We start from the raw sequence: 14,981 nt of genomic DNA, 5'->3' as shown, positions 1-14,981 counted from the left end.
CCCCTACGGCCGCCCCGGCGCCCCGGGCGGGTAGCCGTATCCGCCCGGGGCGCCGGGGCGGCCGTAGGGGGCCGCGGAGGGCGCGGAGGGCGCCTGGGAGGTCCCGGGGGCCTGCTGGCTGCTGGAGGAGGCGAGGGTGCGGCTGCGGACCCGGTACAGGCCGGTGTCCAGGTCCTCGGCCTTCTCCAGGTGGACCTTGATCGGGCCCATGAAGGTGTAGCGCTGCTGCTTGGCGTAGTCGCGCACCATGCCGGCGAGCTCGTCGCCGAGCTGGCCGGAGTAGGGGCTCAGGCGCTCGTAGTCGGGCGTGCTGAGCTCCACGATGAAGTCGTTGGGTACGACGGTGCGGTCGCGGTTCCAGATGGTCGCGTTGTTGTCGCACTCCCGCTGGAGCGCACCCGCGATCTCCACGGGCTGGACCTCGGACTTGAAGACCTTGGCGAAGGTGCCGTTGACCAGACCTTCGAGACGCTGCTCGAACTTCTTCAGGACTCCCATGGGGCACCTCCTCCGTCGTGGCCGTCGCTGCGGGTCTTGCCGTCGTGCTGCCGGGTCTTGCTTGCCTGGTGCTGCTTACTGATCGTATCCACGCGCCGGTGGATCGGCCGGTTCCCCCTGTCGGCCCCGTCGACGGGTGTCGACGGGCCCTTCTCACCCGGGCTTCCCGGCACTTCCGCCGCGTGCTCCGCTTCGTGCTTCTGCCCAGGATCGTAGAGGCGGCCGAAGACCAGTGTCCCGCACCCGACCGTGGACTTCGTACGGCTCCTGGGGAGACGGGCGGGACCGGTACGAGGTTGATACGTGGGCGCGTACGGGCTGATGAGGAACAGGGGCCTCCAGGCGCTGCAGCGGAGGCCGTTCTCCGGTGTGGCTCCGGCGTGGCCGGCCCTGGACGCCTGCCCCGGGAAAGCGACGTGAACCCATCCTGCCGGGCGTGCTAATGTTCTGGATGTCGGAAGGCGCCGCCCCCAAGGGGGAAAGAGCCGGAAGGCACACCCAATGCGCGGGTGGCGGAATAGGCAGACGCGCTGGATTCAGGTTCCAGTGCCCGCAAGGGCGTGGGGGTTCAACTCCCCCCTCGCGCACCACGAGATACCGGGATACGGGTCTCCGCCGGTGACGGAAGTCACGGTGGGGGCCCGTTTTCGGTTGGCCGGAGATGGTGCGGCAGACCCCGGTACGTGAGGTATCTCACGGTCGGGGTCTGCTGTGTTGTGCGGCGGGACCGGTGGTCGCGCGCGGTGCCTCCGGGGTCCTGGGTGCGGCGTTCCGCAACCGGAAGGGGCCCGCCCGGTACGGCGCTACGCTGGTCGGGTGACGACCCCGGAAGCTGAGCAGGGTGACGTCGCCGGGGCGGACCGGGCGACGTCCGAGGGCGCTGCGGCGCGGCCCGAGGAGCGGTTGGAGCGGGCCGTACGGGCCGCCGAGCAGGCGCTCATCGAGTACGAGATCGCGGTGGAGACCTTCCGGGTGGAGGTCGAGAACTTCGCGCGGCTGCACGAACAGAGGCTCGGGCCGCTCTATGCGCGGCTGGAGGAGCTGGAGGCGCAGACGGCCGAGGCGAGGGCCGCGCGCACCGGTGACCCCGAGGATCTGCGCAAGGCGCAGGAGGCGCGGGCCAGGGTGCAGCCGATCGACGGTGTCGAGGAGTTGCTGAACGGCTGGATGGACTCCCACGGCCTGTTCCCGGAGGCCGTCGCGATGCTCACCGACCAGCCCGTGCGGCCCCCGCAGCGGGTGCGCCCCAGCGAGGAGGCCCGCAGGCTGTACCGCGAGCTGGCCCGCAAGGCCCACCCCGACCTGGCGCAGGAGGAGGGTGAGCGCGAGCGGCGCGAGGAGTTCATCACCCGGGTCAACGCCGCCTACGCCCGTGGTGACGAGGACGGGCTGCGGGAGCTGGCCGCGGAGTGGACGGCCGGCCCGAAGCCCGAGGAGCAGCGGCCGAGTCGCAGCGAGGAGCTCTACGCCCGTCTCGAGTGGCTCGCCGAGCGCAAGGAGCTGCTCACGCTGGTCGCCAGGCAGCTGGAGGACGGCGCGATCGCCGGGATGCTCCGCCTGGCCCCCGACGATCCCGACGGCCTCCTGGACGAGATCGCCGAGAAGCTCCGCGGGGAGGTCGCGCAGCGGGAGGCGGAGCTGGCCGCGCTGCTGAGCCAGGAGTGAGGTACGTCACCCGGGCTCGTCTGTGTCACGGACCCTTCGGGTAGCGTCGGGGTATGCATTTCGGAGCTGGTGTGCCCACGGTCGAGGTCACGGACCTCAAGGACGGCGACTTCCTGCTGGACGTCCGTGAGGACGACGAGTGGCAGGCGGGTCACGCCGAGGGTGCGCTGCACGTTCCCCTCAGCGAGTTCGTGGCCCGGTACGGCGAGCTGACCGAGGCGGCGCCCCGGGACGGGCGGGTCCATGTGATCTGCCGTTCCGGCGGGCGGTCGGCCCAGGTCGCGATGTACCTGGTCCAGCAGGGCGTCGACGCGGTGAACGTCGACGGCGGCATGCAGGTGTGGGCGGCCTCGGGCCGGCCCGTCGTGACGGACGAGGGGAAGCCCGGGCACGTGCTGTGACGGCGGGTCCGGCCGGGGAGGCGGAGGGGGGCGTCGAGTCGTCGGCGGCGGAGGCCCTCGGTTCCTTTCCTCCCTCGTGTGCGCCGGCTTGACGGTGCGTCGGGGAAATCCGGGGGTGCGCCTGCCGGGTGGTCCTGAGTACCGTTCCGGTGCGGCGCCGGGAAGCGGTGCGCGTGGTGGTACGGCGCCCGCGCGACCGGGCGGCCGGAAGACGGACCGGCATCGGAGACGGGGCGGGATGGACGCGTACGACGAGGACCCGAACGCCCCGCGCGGGCGCCACGGGCCGGGTGACGGCTCGGGCCCTGTGCCTTCCTCGGGTCCCGTGCCTTCCCCGGACCCGGCACGTGGTGGGGTTGCCGGGCTTTCGGTGCCTTGTCAGGTCGTGGCCGCCTTGGCGCTCGCCGTTGTCGCGGTGGCCGTCTGTGTGCATCTCGGGATGGTGTTCCTGCATGTCGCGCCGTCGAACACGGTGACGAAGCAGCACGGAAAGGCCATCGACGGCTGGATCTACCCGGAGTTCGAGCAGAACTGGAAGCTGTTCGCGCCGAACCCGCTGCAGCAGAACATCGCCGTACAGGTGCGTGCCGAGATCGGCACGGCGGACGGTGGGAGCCGGACCACCGGCTGGTACGACCTGTCCGCCGAGGACGGCCGGGCCATCGAGGGCAACCTGGCGCCCAGTCACACCCAGCAGAACGAGCTGCGCCGTGCCTGGGACCTCTACGGCGCCACGCACGACAGCGACAACCGGCCGGTGGGCCTGCGCGGGGCCCTGGCGGAGGAGTACCTGCGCCGCATCGTGGTGCTGCGCCTGGACCGTGCCCGCGCGGCCGGTGCGGGCGGCGTCGTCGAGCGCGTCCAGGTCCGCTGCCGCATCACCGACGTGCCCCCGCCCGGCTGGAGCAGGGAGAAGGCGCGGAACGCGCCCGTGCACCGCCTGCTGCCCTGGTGGACGGTGCCGGCCGACGAGGCCCGGGGAGGCGTGCGGTGAACCGGCTCGCTCTGTCGGTCTCGCGCGGGGTCGGCCGGGTCACCGAAGCGGCTCTCGGCCCCCACCAGAGTGCCGTGATACGCATCGGCTTCTCCGTGACCTGGCTGCTGTTCCTGCTGCGCGAGTTCCCCCACCGCCAGGAGCTGTACGGTCCCGACGGCCCGTGGAGCCGGCACCTCGCCCAGCAGCTGATCTCGGACAACGGCGCCTTCACGGCCCTGATGTGGTTCGGCGGCCAGTTCTGGTTCGAGACCCTCTACGCGCTGGCCGTCCTGGCGAGCCTGCTGCTCGCGCTGGGCTGGCGCACCCGCACGATGTCCGTGCTCTTCATGGTCGGCGTGCTCTCCCTGCAGAACCGCAGCGTCTTCGTGGGCGACGGCGGCGACAACGTGCTGCACCTGATGTCGCTGTACCTGGTCTTCACCCGCTGCGGCCAGGTGTGGTCGCTGGACGCGCGGCGGGCGGCCCGGGTGCGGGAGGCAAGCGCGCGGGGGGAGAGGGCGCCCGACCGGGCCGGTCCGGTCCTGTGGAGCGTGCTCGGGCTGTTCCTGGCCGCGGTCACCGCCGCGGGCAGGCTGGAGGGCGAGTGGTTCGTTCCGGCACTGCTGTGGACGGTGTGGCTGGGCCAGGCCCTGTGGTGGGTCGCCGGGCGGCGCGCGCGGCCGGCCCAGCCGCGGATGCTGCTGGACGTCGTCGCCAACATCGTGCACAACGGCGCCCTGCTCGTGATCATGGCCGAGGCCTGCCTGATCTACGCCACGGCCGGCTGGTACAAGATCCAGGGCTCGCGCTGGCAGGACGGCACCGCCGTGTACTACCCGCTCCACCTGGACTACTTCTCGCCCTGGCCGGCCCTGGCCGGCCTGCTGTCCGCCAGCGGCACGCTGGTGATGATCGTGACCTACGGGACGGTGCTCGTGCAGGTCGCCTTCCCGTTCACGCTGTTCAACCGGCGGGTGAAGAACGTCCTGCTGGTCGCCATGATGACCGAGCACGCGGTGATCGCGGTCGTCCTGGGGCTGCCGTTCTTCTCCCTGGCGATGATCGCGGCGGACGCGGTGTTCCTGCCGACGTCCTTCCTGCGCCGGCTGGGCTGCTGGGCGTCACGCGCGCGTGCCCGGCTGCCGTGGCGCGGCGGCCGGGCCCCGGTGGAGGACCCGCGCACGCCGGAGGACACCGAGCCCGCCCCCGTAGGCTTTTCGGCATGAACGACCCCGTACGCGCCTGGCACCGGCTCGCCGGCACCTGCGTGCTCCTCGACGGCTTCCACGCGCTCAAGCACGCGGTCCGCTTCGGCGCCGAGGTGCCGGTGGCGGTCACCGCCGACCGGCGTGCGGCCCTCGCCCTCGCCGGCGAACTCGCCCCCGACGTACGGGACACGCTGGAGGCGCTGCTGAGCGAGGTGCCGCGGGAGACGTACGCCTCGCTCGTGCCGCGCCCGCACCCCACCGCCGTGGCCGCCCTGGCCGTACGGCCCTCCCGCGAGGCCGGTCTGCGCTCGCTGGCCCGTACGCCCCGCAGCGCGCCGGTCGTCGTCCTGGACCAGCCGCGCAACCTGGGCAACGCGGGGGCGGTGATCCGCCTGGCCGCCGGTTTCGGGGCCACCGGAGTCGTCACCACCGGCACCCTGGACCCCTGGCACCCGACGGTGGTGCGCGGCGGGGCGGGACTGCACTTCGCGACCGTCGTGGAGCGGCTGGGCGTGGACGAGCTCCCGCGCGGGCCGCTGTTCGCGCTCGACCCGGAGGGCGAGGACATCCGCGGGGTGAAGCTGCCCGACGACGCCGTGCTCGCCTTCGGCTCCGAGCGCAGCGGCCTGTCCGCCGCGCTCCGCGCGCGCACCGACCACCTGGTGGCCCTGCCGATGCGCCCCCAGGTCTCCAGCTACAACCTCGCCACCAGTGTGGCGATGACGCTGTACCACTGGAGCGCCACCGGGGGCGCACCCGTGCTCTGAGAAGGCGCTCCGAGAGGGCGCTCCGAGAGGGTCACGCCTCCCGGCGGACCTCCACCACCCGGAAGCGGTTGGCCACGAAGGCGCCGTCGCACAGGGCCGCGTTGGCCGCCGGGTTGCCGCCCGAGCCGTGGAAGTCGGAGAAGGCGGCGGTCTGGTTGACGTACACCCCGCCGGTGAGGTTGAGCGACAGCTGGGCGGCCTCCTCCAGGCAGGCCTCCTGCACCGCCTGCTCGACCTCCTCGTCGGTGGTGTAGGCGCCGACCGTCATCGCGCCCTTCTCGCGGACGGTGCGGCGCAGCAGCTCCACCGCGTCGGCGGCCGAGTCGACGGCGACGGCGAAGGAGACCGGGCCGAAGCACTCGCTCATGTAGGCGGCCTCGGCGTCCGGCTTGGCGCCGTCCAGCTTCACGATCACCGGCGTACGGACCACCGCACCCGGGAAGTCGGGGTTCGTCACCTCGCGGGAGGCGAGGGCGACCTCTCCGAGGGAGGCCGCGGCCTCCACGCGGGCCTTGACGTCCGGGTTGACGATCGCGCCGAGCAGGGCGTTGGCGCGCGCGTCGTCGCCGAGCAGGCCGTCCACCGCCTTGGCAAGGTCGGAGGCCACCTCGTCGAAGGACTTGGGGCCGGCGTCGGTGCGGATGCCGTCGCGGGGGATCAGCAGGTTCTGCGGGGTGGTGCACATCTGGCCGCTGTAGAGGGACAGCGAGAAGGCCAGGTTGGCGAGCATCCCCTTGTAGTCGTCGGTGGACTCCACGATCACCGTGTTGACGCCGGCCTTCTCGGTGTAGACCTGCGCCTGGCGGGCGTTGGTCTCCAGCCAGTCGCCGAAGGACGTCGAGCCGGTGTAGTCGATGATGCGGATCTCGGGGCGGGTGGCCAGGGTCTTGGCGATGCCCTCGCCGGGCCGCTCGGCGACCAGGGCGACCAGGTTGGGGTCGAAACCGGCCTCGGCGAGCACCTCGCGGGCGACCTGGACCGTGAGCGCGAGCGGCAGCACCGCGCGCGGGTGCGGCTTGACCAGGACCGCGTTGCCGGTGGCGAGGGAGGCGAACAGGCCCGGATAGCCGTTCCACGTGGGGAAGGTGTTGCAGCCGATGACCAGGGCGACGCCCCTGGGGACCGGAGTGAACTGCTTGGTCAGGGCGAGCGGGTCGCGCTTGCCCTGCGGCTTGGTCCACTCGGCGATGTCGGGGGTGCGGACCTGCTCCACGTACGCGTACGCCACCGCCTCCAGGCCGCGGTCCTGGGCGTGCGGGCCGCCGGCCTGGAACGCCATCAGGAAGGCCTGGCCGGAGGTGTGCATGACCGCGTGCGCGAACTCGTGCGTCCGGTCGCTGATCCGCTTGAGGATCTCCAGGCACACCACGGCACGCGTCTGAGCGCCCGCGTCCCGCCACGCGCGTTGGCCGGCCTTCATGGCGGGCAGCAGCACGTCGATGTCCGCGTGCGGGTAGCTCACGCCCAGCTCGATGCCGTACGGGGAGACCTCGCCGCCCACCCAGTCGTCGGTGCCGGGCTGGCCGAGGTCGAGGCGGGTGCCCAGGAGGGCGTCGAAGGCGGCCTTGCCGGCGGCCGCGTCCAGGCTGCCGTTGTCCCCGTAGGCCTTGGGGTGCTCGGGATGCGGTGACCAGTACGCGCGTGTGCGGATCGCCTCCAGCGCCTGGTCCAGGGTGGGCCGATGCCTGGCGATCAGCTCGTGCGTGGTCAGTTCGGCGGCCATGCGGGACCAACTCCTCGTCTCAAGAGCTCCTCGGCGAGCTCGTGACCTGGGGGCAACCCTGGTCACAAGCATGGGCAGGAACAGGCGGTCAGAGTTAGAGTAACCGAACGATCGGTCGGGACAAGGGGGTCCGCCGCATCTGTGGACCACGCGTGCGGGAGGATCGCGCACATGACAGCACTCGACCTCAGCAGCCCCGTGGCCGTCGTCGGCACCGGCACCATGGGCCAGGGCATAGCCCAGGTCGCGCTGGTCGCGGGCCATCCCGTGCGCCTGTACGACGCCGTGCCCGGGCGGGCCCGGGAGGCGGCCGCCGCGATCGGCGCCCGGCTGGACCGGCTCGTCGAGAAGGACCGGCTCACCGGCGCCGACCGGGACGCGGCCCGCGCCCGGCTCAGGCCCGCCGACAGTCTCGCCGAGCTCGCCGACTGCTCCCTGGTCGTCGAGGCCGTCCTGGAACGCCTGGACGCCAAACAGGAACTGTTCCGTGAGCTGGAGGGCATCGTCGGCGACGACTGCCTGCTCGCCACCAACACCTCCTCCCTGTCGGTGACCGCCGTCGGCGGCACGCTGCGCGCACCGGGTCGCTTCGTGGGCCTGCACTTCTTCAACCCGGCCCCGCTGATGCCGCTGGTGGAGGTGGTCTCCGGGTTCGCCACCGACGTCACGTCGGCCACGCGCGCGTACGAGACGGCCCGCGCCTGGGGCAAGACCCCCGTCGCCTGCGCCGACACCCCCGGCTTCATCGTCAACCGCATCGCGCGTCCCTTCTACGCCGAGGCCTTCGCGGTCCTGGAGTCCCAGGGCGCCGACCCGGCCACCATCGACGCGGTCCTGCGCGAGTCGGGCGGCTTCCGGATGGGCGCCTTCGAGCTGACCGACCTCATCGGCCAGGACGTCAACGAGTCCGTCACGCACTCGGTGTGGCGGTCCTTCTTCCAGGACGTCCGCTTCACGCCCTCGCTCGCCCAGCGGCGCCTGGTGGAGTCCGGGCGGCTGGGCCGCAAGAGCGGGCACGGCTGGTACGACTACGGCGAGGGCGCCGAGCGTCCCGAGCCGCACACCGCCGAGCAGGAGCGGCCGCCCGCGTACGTCGTCGCCGAAGGCGACCTCGGCCCGGCCGGCGAACTGCTCGCACTGATCCGCGAGGCGGGCATCCCCGTCCGCGAGGAGGACGAGGACAACGGCACCCGCCTGGTGCTGCCGGGCGGCGGCCAGCTGGTCCTCGCCGACGGGCAGACCTCCGTGGAGTTCCACGACGTGGTCTACTTCGACCTGGCGCTCGACTACCGCCGCGCCACCCGGATCGCCCTGTCCGCCTCCAAGGACACCGCCCCGCAGACCCTGGCGGAGGCCACCGGCCTGTTCCAGGCGCTCGGCAAGAAGGTCAGCGTCATCGGCGACGTGCCCGGCATGATCGTGGCCCGCACGGTCGCCAGGATCGTCGACCTGGCGCACGACGCCGTCGCCAAGGGCGTGGCCACCGAGGAGGACATCGACACCGCGATGCGGCTGGGCGTCAACTACCCGCTCGGCCCCTTCGAGTGGAACCACCGGCTCGGCCGGACCTGGGCCTACGGCCTCCTGGACGACCTGCACCTGCGCGACCCGTCCGGCCGGTACGCGCCGTCGCTCGCGCTGTACCGCCACACGTACGCCACCGACAAGCGGGAGGGCACCCCATGACCACCGCCAGGCGCGATACGTACACCCCCGAGACGCTGCTGTCCGTCGCCGTGCGGGTCTTCAACGAGCGCGGCTACGACGGCACCTCCATGGAGCACCTGTCCAGGGCGGCCGGCATCTCCAAGTCGTCGATCTACCACCACGTCGCCGGCAAGGAGGAGCTGCTGCGCCGGGCGGTCAGCCGGGCGCTGGAGGAGCTCTTCGGGATCCTCGACGAGGAGCACGCACGCGTGGGGCGGGCCGCCGAGCGCCTGGAGTACGTGGTGCGGCGCATGGTCGAGGTGCTGATGGCCGAGCTGCCGTACGTGACGCTGCTGCTGCGCGTGCGCGGCAACACCGCCACCGAGCGCTGGGCGCTGGAGCGGCGCCGCGAGTTCGACCACCGGGTGGCCGAACTGCTGAGGGCGGCGGCCGAGGAGGGGGACGTGCGCGCCGACGTGGAGGTGCGCCTGGCGACCCGGCTCGTCTTCGGGATGATCAACTCGATCGTGGAGTGGTACCGGCCCGACGGGCGCGGCATGGGGGAGCGCGAGGTGGCCGACGCGGTGGCACGGCTGGTGTTCTCGGGGCTGCGCGAGGACGGGCGGCGCGAGGGCTGAGCTCAGCCCTGCGGCTCCAGGTCCTCCTCCTCGAACACCAGCAGCGTGCGCGTGCTGAGCACCTCGGGGATCGCCTGGAGCCGGGTGAGCACCAGCTCGCGCAGCGCCCGGTTGTCCGGGGTGTGCACCAGCAGCAGGACGTCGAAGTCGCCGCCGACCAGCGCGATGTGGGAGGCGCCGGGCAGCTGTCTGAGCTGCTCGCGCACCGTGCGCCAGGTGTTCTGCACGATCTTCAGCGTGATGTACGCGGACGTGCCCTGCCCCGCGCGTTCGTGGTCGACGCGGGCACCGAAGCCGCGGATGACGCCGTCCTCGACGAGCCGGTTGATCCGGGCGTAGGCGTTGGCGCGCGAGACGTGGACCCGTTCGGCGACCGACCGTATCGAGGCGCGGCCGTCCGTCTGCAGCATCCGCAGGATGTCCTGGTCGATGGCGTCCAGCGGGCGCGGCGGCGGGACGGCGCCGTTCGGGCTCCCGGCGTTCTCGGCCATTTGTTCAGATGCCATGTCCCCCCGCCTCCCAGCCGTGGACGTACTGCGTCCATCCCATGCTGTGGAGAACCGTTTGTCCACAGCCTGGGCCCGCCTGTAGCCAAAATGTGCCGACGACCGAACAATCGGTAGGTGAGGCGTGTCACAGGCGACACGCCTCCCGTAGCCGCTCCCACGAGGAGGAGGTGCCCGTCATGACGGTCATGGAGCAGCGGGGCGCGTACCGGCCATCGCCGCCGCCCGCCTGGCAGCCCCGTACCGACCCCGCGCCGCTGCTGCCCGACGCGGAGCCGTACCGCGTCCTGGGGACGGAGGCGGCCGCGAAGGCCGATCCGGAGCTGCTGCGCCGTCTGTACGCGCAGCTGGTGCTCGGCCGCCGCTACAACACCCAGGCCACCGCGCTCACCAAGCAGGGCCGGCTCGCCGTCTACCCCTCCAGCACCGGCCAGGAGGCCTGCGAGGTCGCCGCCGCGCTCTGCCTCCAGGAGCACGACTGGCTCTTCCCCAGCTACCGCGACACGCTCGCCGTCGTGGCACGCGGCGTGGACCCCGTCGAGGCCCTGACGCTGCTGCGCGGCAACTGGCACACCGGCTACGACCCCTACGAGCACCGTGTCGCCCCGCTGTCCACTCCGCTCGCCACCCAGCTCCCGCACGCCGTCGGTCTCGCCCACGCCGCCCGCCTCAAGGGCGACGACGTGGTGGCGCTGGCCATGATCGGCGACGGCGGCACCAGCGAGGGCGACTTCCACGAGGCGCTGAACTTCGCCGCCGTCTGGCAGGCGCCCGTCGTCTTCCTGGTGCAGAACAACGGCTTCGCGATCTCCGTCCCGCTGGCCAAGCAGACCGCGGCACCGTCCCTGGCCCACAAGGCCGTCGGGTACGGCATGCCGGGCCGCCTGGTCGACGGCAACGACGCCGCCGCCGTGCACGAGGTGCTCGGCGACGCCGTACGGCACGCGCGCGCGGGAGGCGGCCCGACCCTCGTCGAGGCGGTCACCTACCGCATCGACGCCCACACCAACGCCGACGACGCCACCCGCTACCGCGGCGACGCCGAGGTGGAGGCCTGGCGCGCGCACGACCCGATCCAGCTGCTGGAGCGGGAGCTGACCGAGCGCGGCCTGATCGACGAGGACGGCATCGCGACCGCCCGCGAGGACGCCGAGGCGATGGCGGCGCGGCTGCGCGAGCGCATGAACCAGGACGCGCCGCTCGACCCCATGGACCTGTTCGCGCACGTGTACGCCGAGCCGACCCCGCAACTGCGCGAGCAGCAGGACCGGCTGCGCGCCGAGCTCCAGGCCGAGGCCGAAGCAGAGGAAGGTACGGCCCGATGACCACCGTCGCGCTCAAGCCGGCCACCATGGCCCAGGCCCTCACGCGCGCGCTGCGCGACGCGATGGCCGACGACCCCGCCGTGCACGTCCTGGGCGAGGACGTCGGCACCCTCGGCGGCGTCTTCCGCATCACCGACGGCCTCGCCAAGGAGTTCGGCGACGACCGCTGCACGGACACCCCGCTGGCCGAGGCCGGCATCCTCGGCACCGCCGTCGGCATGGCCATGTACGGCCTGCGCCCGGTCGTCGAGATGCAGTTCGACGCCTTCGCCTACCCGGCGTTCGAGCAACTCGCCAGCCACGTCGCGAAGATGCGCAACCGCACCCGCGGAAAGATGCCCCTGCCGATCACCATCCGCATCCCCTACGGCGGCGGCATCGGCGGCGTCGAGCACCACAGCGACTCCTCCGAGGCGTACTACATGGCGACTCCGGGGCTCCATGTCGTCACGCCCGCGACCGTCGCCGACGCCTACGGGCTGCTGCGCGCCGCCATCGCCTCCGACGACCCGGTCGTCTTCCTCGAGCCCAAGCGGCTGTACTGGTCGAAGGACTCCTGGAACCCCGACGAGCCGCAGACCGTCGAACCGCTGGGCCGGGCGGTGGTGCGGCGCACCGGCACGAGCGCCACGCTCATCACGTACGGCCCGTCGGTGCCCGTCTGCCTCGAAGCCGCCGAGGCGGCCCGGGCCGAGGGCTGGGACCTGGAAGTCGTCGACCTGCGCTCGCTGGTGCCCTTCGACGACGAGACGGTGTGCGCGTCGGTGCGGCGGACCGGGCGCGCGGTCGTCGTGCACGAGGCGGGCTCCTTCGGCGGCCCGGGCGGAGAGATCGCCGCCCGTGTCACGGAGCGCTGCTTCCACCACCTGGAGGCGCCGGTGCTGCGCGTGGCCGGGTTCGACATCCCCTACCCGCCGCCGATGCTGGAGCGGCACCACCTGCCCGGCGTCGACCGGATCCTGGACGCCGTGGCGCGTCTGCAGTGGGAGGCCGAGAGCTGATGACACAGGTGCTGGAGTTCAAGCTGCCCGACCTCGGGGAGGGGCTCACCGAGGCGGAGATCGTCCGCTGGCTGGTCGAGGTGGGCGACGTGGTCGTCGTCGACCAGCCGGTCGTCGAGGTCGAGACGGCCAAGGCGATGGTGGAGGTGCCCTGCCCCTACGGCGGTGTGGTCACGGCCCGCTTCGGCGAGGAGGGCACGGAACTGCCCGTGGGAGCGCCCCTGTTGACGGTGGCGGTCGGGGGACCGGACGCCGGTGGCGAGACCGGGGGCTCCGGCAACGTCCTGGTCGGCTACGGCACGGGAGCGCCGCCGGCGCGCCGCCGCCGGGTGCGCCCGGCACCGATGGCGCGGGGCGCGCACGGGGCAGCGACGGGTGCGTCGTCGGCGCCCGTCGCGGCGAAGACGGCACCGGCCGCCGACGGAGCGCCGCGCGCGGCGGCCGTCCCGGTGGCAGGGACTCGTCCGGCCGCGGGGACCCGCCCGGCCGCGGCGGCCGAGGGACCCGTCCCCGTGATCTCGCCGCTGGTGCGCCGGCTCGCACGGGAGAACGGCGTGGACCTGCGGCAGCTGTCCGGCTCCGGACCCGAGGGGCTGATCCTGCGCGCGGACGTCGAGGACGCGCTCAGGGCCGGCGCGGCGCGGGAGCGGACGGCCACGGCGCCGGCCGCGCCGGCCACGCCCGCCTCCGGGCCGGCTTCGAGCGCCCGTGTCCCGCTCAGGGGCATCCGCGGCGCCGTCGCCGACAAGCTCTCCCGCAGCCGCCGCGAGATACCGGACGCCACCTGCTGGGTGGACGCCGACGCCACCGAGCTGATGCGGGCGCGGGCCGCGATGAACGTGAGCGGGGGACAGAAGATCTCCCTGCTCGCCCTGCTGGCCCGGATCTGCACCGCCGCGCTCGCCCGCCACCCGGAGCTCAACTCCACGGTCGACACGGAGGCCAGGGAGATCGTCCGGCTGGACGCCGTGCACCTCGGCTTCGCCGCGCAGACCGAGCGAGGGCTGGTCGTCCCGGTCGTACGGGACGCGCACGCGCGCGACGCCGAGTCGCTGACCGCCGAGTTCGCCCGGCTGACCGAGGCGGCCCGGGCCGGGACCCTCACGCCCGCGGAACTCACCGGCGGCACCTTCACGTTGAACAACTACGGCGTGTTCGGCGTCGACGGCTCCACACCGATCATCAACCACCCCGAGGCCGCCATGCTCGGCGTCGGCCGTATCGTCCCCAAGCCCTGGGTGCACGAGGGCGAGCTGGCGGTGCGGCAGGTCGTCCAGCTCTCGCTCACCTTCGACCACCGGGTGTGCGACGGCGGTACGGCGGGCGGTTTCCTGCGGTATGTGGCCGACTGCGTGGAACAGCCGGCGGTGCTGCTGCGCACGCTCTGAGTACCGGGCCCTGCCGTCGACAGGGCCCGTGTCCCGCCCGCGTTCCCGGTGATCGCGGGCGGGACGCATACTCGGGGGGTGACCGTCTACGAGTCCCTCGCCTACGACGCCGTCGTGCTCGCCGGGGGAGCCGCCCGACGGCTCGGCGGCGCCGACAAACCCGGCGTGCGCGTCGGCGGCCGTGCCTTGCTCGACCGGGTGCTCGCCGCCTGCGCCGACGCGCGCACGACCGTCGTGGTCGCCGAGGCCCGTCCCACCGCGCGACCCGTGCGTTGGGCGCGCGAGGAACCGCCCGGCGCGGGTCCGCTCGCCGCGCTCGACGCCGGGTTGCGCCACACCACGGCGGACCACGTCGTCGTACTCTCCGCCGACCTGCCGTTCCTCCGGCCGGCCACGGTGCGGCGGCTGCTGAGCGCCCTGCACGCCGGTGAGGCCGACGGCGCGCTGCTCACCGACGCAGACGGCCGCGACCAGCCGCTCGTGGCCGCCTACCGCGCACACGCGCTGCGCCGCGCACTGACGGCGCTCACCGAGGACCGCGCGGCACACGGCGCCCTCACCGGGCTGCCGCTGCGCCGGCTGACCGCCGCGCTCGGCCTCGTCCGCGTCCCCGACCACGTCGCCTCCTTCGACTGCGACACCTGGGACGACATCGCCACCGCCAGGGCACGCATCAGGGAGCATGGGCACGTGTTGGACGAATGGATTTCCGCAGTCAAGGACGAGCTGGGCATCGAGCTGGACGTCGACATCCGCGCACTGCTCGACCTCGCCCGCGAGGCCGCCCACGGCGTGGACCGGCCCGCGGCCCCCCTGACCACCTTCCTCGTCGGTTACGCGGCCGCCCAGGGCAGGGGCGGCCCCGAGGCGGTCGCCGAGGCCTCCCGCAAGGCCGCCGCCCTCGCCCTGCGCTGGGCGGAGGAGAGGGCCGCGGACACCGCCAAAACCCCCGGCACCGGCAAGCCCGGCGTGGCTCCCGACGCCACGCCCGACCCCCGCCCGGACGCCTGATGACCGCCCGTGGTGCGCAGGTCGGCGAGGACACCGAGGACTTCGACGTCGAGGAGGCGCTCGCCCTCGTGAACGAAGGCAACGGCCACGCTTTTGAGCCGGGCCGAGGCGGACCGGGCCACCGCGCCACCCCGCACGATCCGCATGCCGCGCGGTCCCCGGAGGCCCGCCACCGGGCCGCCCCCTGGCCGCAGGCCCGTGAGACCGCCGCCCGCGCGGTCCGTGCC

Annotated in this window: 13 protein-coding genes, 1 tRNA gene and 2 pseudogenes; 13 read left to right on the top strand and 3 right to left on the bottom strand. The window is 73.2% G+C overall.

What is annotated here, in order from left to right; genetic code table 11:
* Positions 1-6: 6 nt before the first annotated feature.
* A pseudogene (locus tag C1I97_RS15550) lies at positions 7-498 on the bottom strand (DUF3662 domain-containing protein); the annotation flags it as partial.
* A 503-nt stretch (positions 499-1,001) separates the two neighbouring features.
* Between C1I97_RS15550 and C1I97_RS15545 the strand changes: the two are divergent.
* The 6 genes from C1I97_RS15545 (at position 1,002) to C1I97_RS15520 (ending at position 5,515) form a co-directional block, all read left to right on the top strand.
* A tRNA-Leu gene (locus C1I97_RS15545) sits at positions 1,002-1,088 on the top strand.
* Between the two features lie 226 nt (positions 1,089-1,314).
* Positions 1,315-2,163, top strand: a complete 849-nt coding sequence (locus C1I97_RS15540) for a hypothetical protein (protein WP_111003808.1) — start codon at positions 1,315-1,317, stop codon at positions 2,161-2,163.
* Positions 2,164-2,234: 71 nt separating this feature from the next.
* Positions 2,235-2,564, top strand: a complete 330-nt coding sequence (locus C1I97_RS15535; RefSeq protein WP_111003807.1) for a rhodanese-like domain-containing protein — start codon at positions 2,235-2,237, stop codon at positions 2,562-2,564.
* Between the two features lie 238 nt (positions 2,565-2,802).
* Positions 2,803-3,558: a DUF5819 family protein gene (locus C1I97_RS15530; protein WP_111003806.1), complete on the top strand. Its 756-nt coding sequence runs from the start codon at positions 2,803-2,805 to the stop codon at positions 3,556-3,558.
* The gene (locus C1I97_RS15525) at positions 3,555-4,766 is read left to right on the top strand and encodes an HTTM domain-containing protein (protein ID WP_111003805.1); all 1,212 of its coding nucleotides are present in this window, start codon (positions 3,555-3,557) and stop codon (positions 4,764-4,766) included. The genes C1I97_RS15530 and C1I97_RS15525 overlap by 4 nt, the downstream gene beginning before the upstream one ends.
* Positions 4,763-5,515, top strand: a complete 753-nt coding sequence (locus tag C1I97_RS15520; protein ID WP_111003804.1) for a TrmH family RNA methyltransferase — start codon at positions 4,763-4,765, stop codon at positions 5,513-5,515. Before C1I97_RS15525 ends, C1I97_RS15520 begins: the two co-directional genes overlap by 4 nt.
* 31 nt (positions 5,516-5,546) lie before the next feature.
* Here the strand turns inward: C1I97_RS15520 and paaN are convergent, their stop codons facing one another.
* Positions 5,547-7,238 (bottom strand): phenylacetic acid degradation protein PaaN, encoded by a 1,692-nt coding sequence (gene paaN, locus C1I97_RS15515; protein ID WP_111003803.1) that lies wholly within the window; start codon positions 7,236-7,238, stop codon positions 5,547-5,549.
* 171 nt (positions 7,239-7,409) lie between these two features.
* Here paaN and C1I97_RS15510 point away from each other — a divergent pair, with 171 nt between their 5' ends.
* Positions 7,410-8,924, top strand: coding sequence for a 3-hydroxyacyl-CoA dehydrogenase (locus C1I97_RS15510; protein ID WP_111003802.1), 1,515 nt, complete (start codon positions 7,410-7,412; stop codon positions 8,922-8,924).
* A complete protein-coding gene (locus tag C1I97_RS15505; protein ID WP_111003801.1) occupies positions 8,921-9,523 on the top strand; it encodes a TetR/AcrR family transcriptional regulator in 603 nt (200 codons plus the stop codon). The genes C1I97_RS15510 and C1I97_RS15505 overlap by 4 nt, the downstream gene beginning before the upstream one ends.
* Positions 9,524-9,525: 2 nt before the next feature.
* Here C1I97_RS15505 and C1I97_RS15500 read toward each other — a convergent pair whose 3' ends face one another.
* Complete coding sequence (locus C1I97_RS15500) at positions 9,526-10,029, bottom strand: Lrp/AsnC family transcriptional regulator (RefSeq protein ID WP_441349118.1); 504 nt, start codon at positions 10,027-10,029, stop codon at positions 9,526-9,528.
* Positions 10,030-10,208: 179 nt separating this feature from the next.
* Between C1I97_RS15500 and pdhA the strand changes: the two genes are divergently transcribed.
* The 5 genes and pseudogenes from pdhA to C1I97_RS15475 form a co-directional block, all read left to right on the top strand.
* Positions 10,209-11,354, top strand: coding sequence for a pyruvate dehydrogenase (acetyl-transferring) E1 component subunit alpha (gene pdhA, locus C1I97_RS15495; RefSeq protein WP_111003799.1), 1,146 nt, complete (start codon positions 10,209-10,211; stop codon positions 11,352-11,354).
* On the top strand, positions 11,351-12,355 hold the full coding sequence (locus C1I97_RS15490; protein WP_111003798.1) for an alpha-ketoacid dehydrogenase subunit beta: 1,005 nt from the start codon (positions 11,351-11,353) through the stop codon (positions 12,353-12,355). Before pdhA ends, C1I97_RS15490 begins: the two co-directional genes overlap by 4 nt.
* Entirely contained in the window at positions 12,355-13,743 is a 1,389-nt protein-coding gene (locus C1I97_RS15485) for a dihydrolipoamide acetyltransferase family protein (protein ID WP_111003797.1), read from the top strand. The genes C1I97_RS15490 and C1I97_RS15485 overlap by 1 nt, the downstream gene beginning before the upstream one ends.
* A gap of 78 nt (positions 13,744-13,821) precedes the next feature.
* A complete protein-coding gene (locus C1I97_RS15480) occupies positions 13,822-14,754 on the top strand; it encodes a molybdenum cofactor guanylyltransferase (RefSeq protein WP_258382583.1) in 933 nt (310 codons plus the stop codon).
* Positions 14,754-14,981 (top strand): annotated as a pseudogene (locus C1I97_RS15475) (molybdopterin molybdenumtransferase MoeA); the annotation flags it as partial. The gene C1I97_RS15480 and the pseudogene C1I97_RS15475, both read left to right, overlap by 1 nt.

The organism is Streptomyces sp. NTH33, assembly GCF_003236365.1.
GTDB lineage: Bacteria > Actinomycetota > Actinomycetes > Streptomycetales > Streptomycetaceae > Streptomyces.
The sequence above is the reverse complement of the archived record's forward strand: the minus strand, read 5'-3'. Positions and strand labels throughout refer to the sequence as shown.

What these genes read in the sequence shown, in the direction of transcription:
- C1I97_RS15510 (WP_111003802.1), top strand. Translation starts at nt 7,410, where the DNA reads ATGACAGCACTCGACCTCAGCAGCCCCGTGGCCGTCGTCGGCACCGGC.
- C1I97_RS15485 (WP_111003797.1), top strand. Translation starts at nt 12,355, where the DNA reads ATGACACAGGTGCTGGAGTTCAAGCTGCCCGACCTCGGGGAGGGGCTC.
- C1I97_RS15500 (WP_441349118.1), bottom strand. Translation starts at nt 10,029, where the DNA reads ATGGCATCTGAACAAATGGCCGAGAACGCCGGGAGCCCGAACGGCGCC.
- C1I97_RS15520 (WP_111003804.1), top strand. Translation starts at nt 4,763, where the DNA reads ATGAACGACCCCGTACGCGCCTGGCACCGGCTCGCCGGCACCTGCGTG.
- C1I97_RS15505 (WP_111003801.1), top strand. Translation starts at nt 8,921, where the DNA reads ATGACCACCGCCAGGCGCGATACGTACACCCCCGAGACGCTGCTGTCC.
- C1I97_RS15530 (WP_111003806.1), top strand. Translation starts at nt 2,803, where the DNA reads ATGGACGCGTACGACGAGGACCCGAACGCCCCGCGCGGGCGCCACGGG.
- pdhA (WP_111003799.1), top strand. Translation starts at nt 10,209, where the DNA reads ATGACGGTCATGGAGCAGCGGGGCGCGTACCGGCCATCGCCGCCGCCC.
- paaN (WP_111003803.1), bottom strand. Translation starts at nt 7,238, where the DNA reads ATGGCCGCCGAACTGACCACGCACGAGCTGATCGCCAGGCATCGGCCC.
- C1I97_RS15490 (WP_111003798.1), top strand. Translation starts at nt 11,351, where the DNA reads ATGACCACCGTCGCGCTCAAGCCGGCCACCATGGCCCAGGCCCTCACG.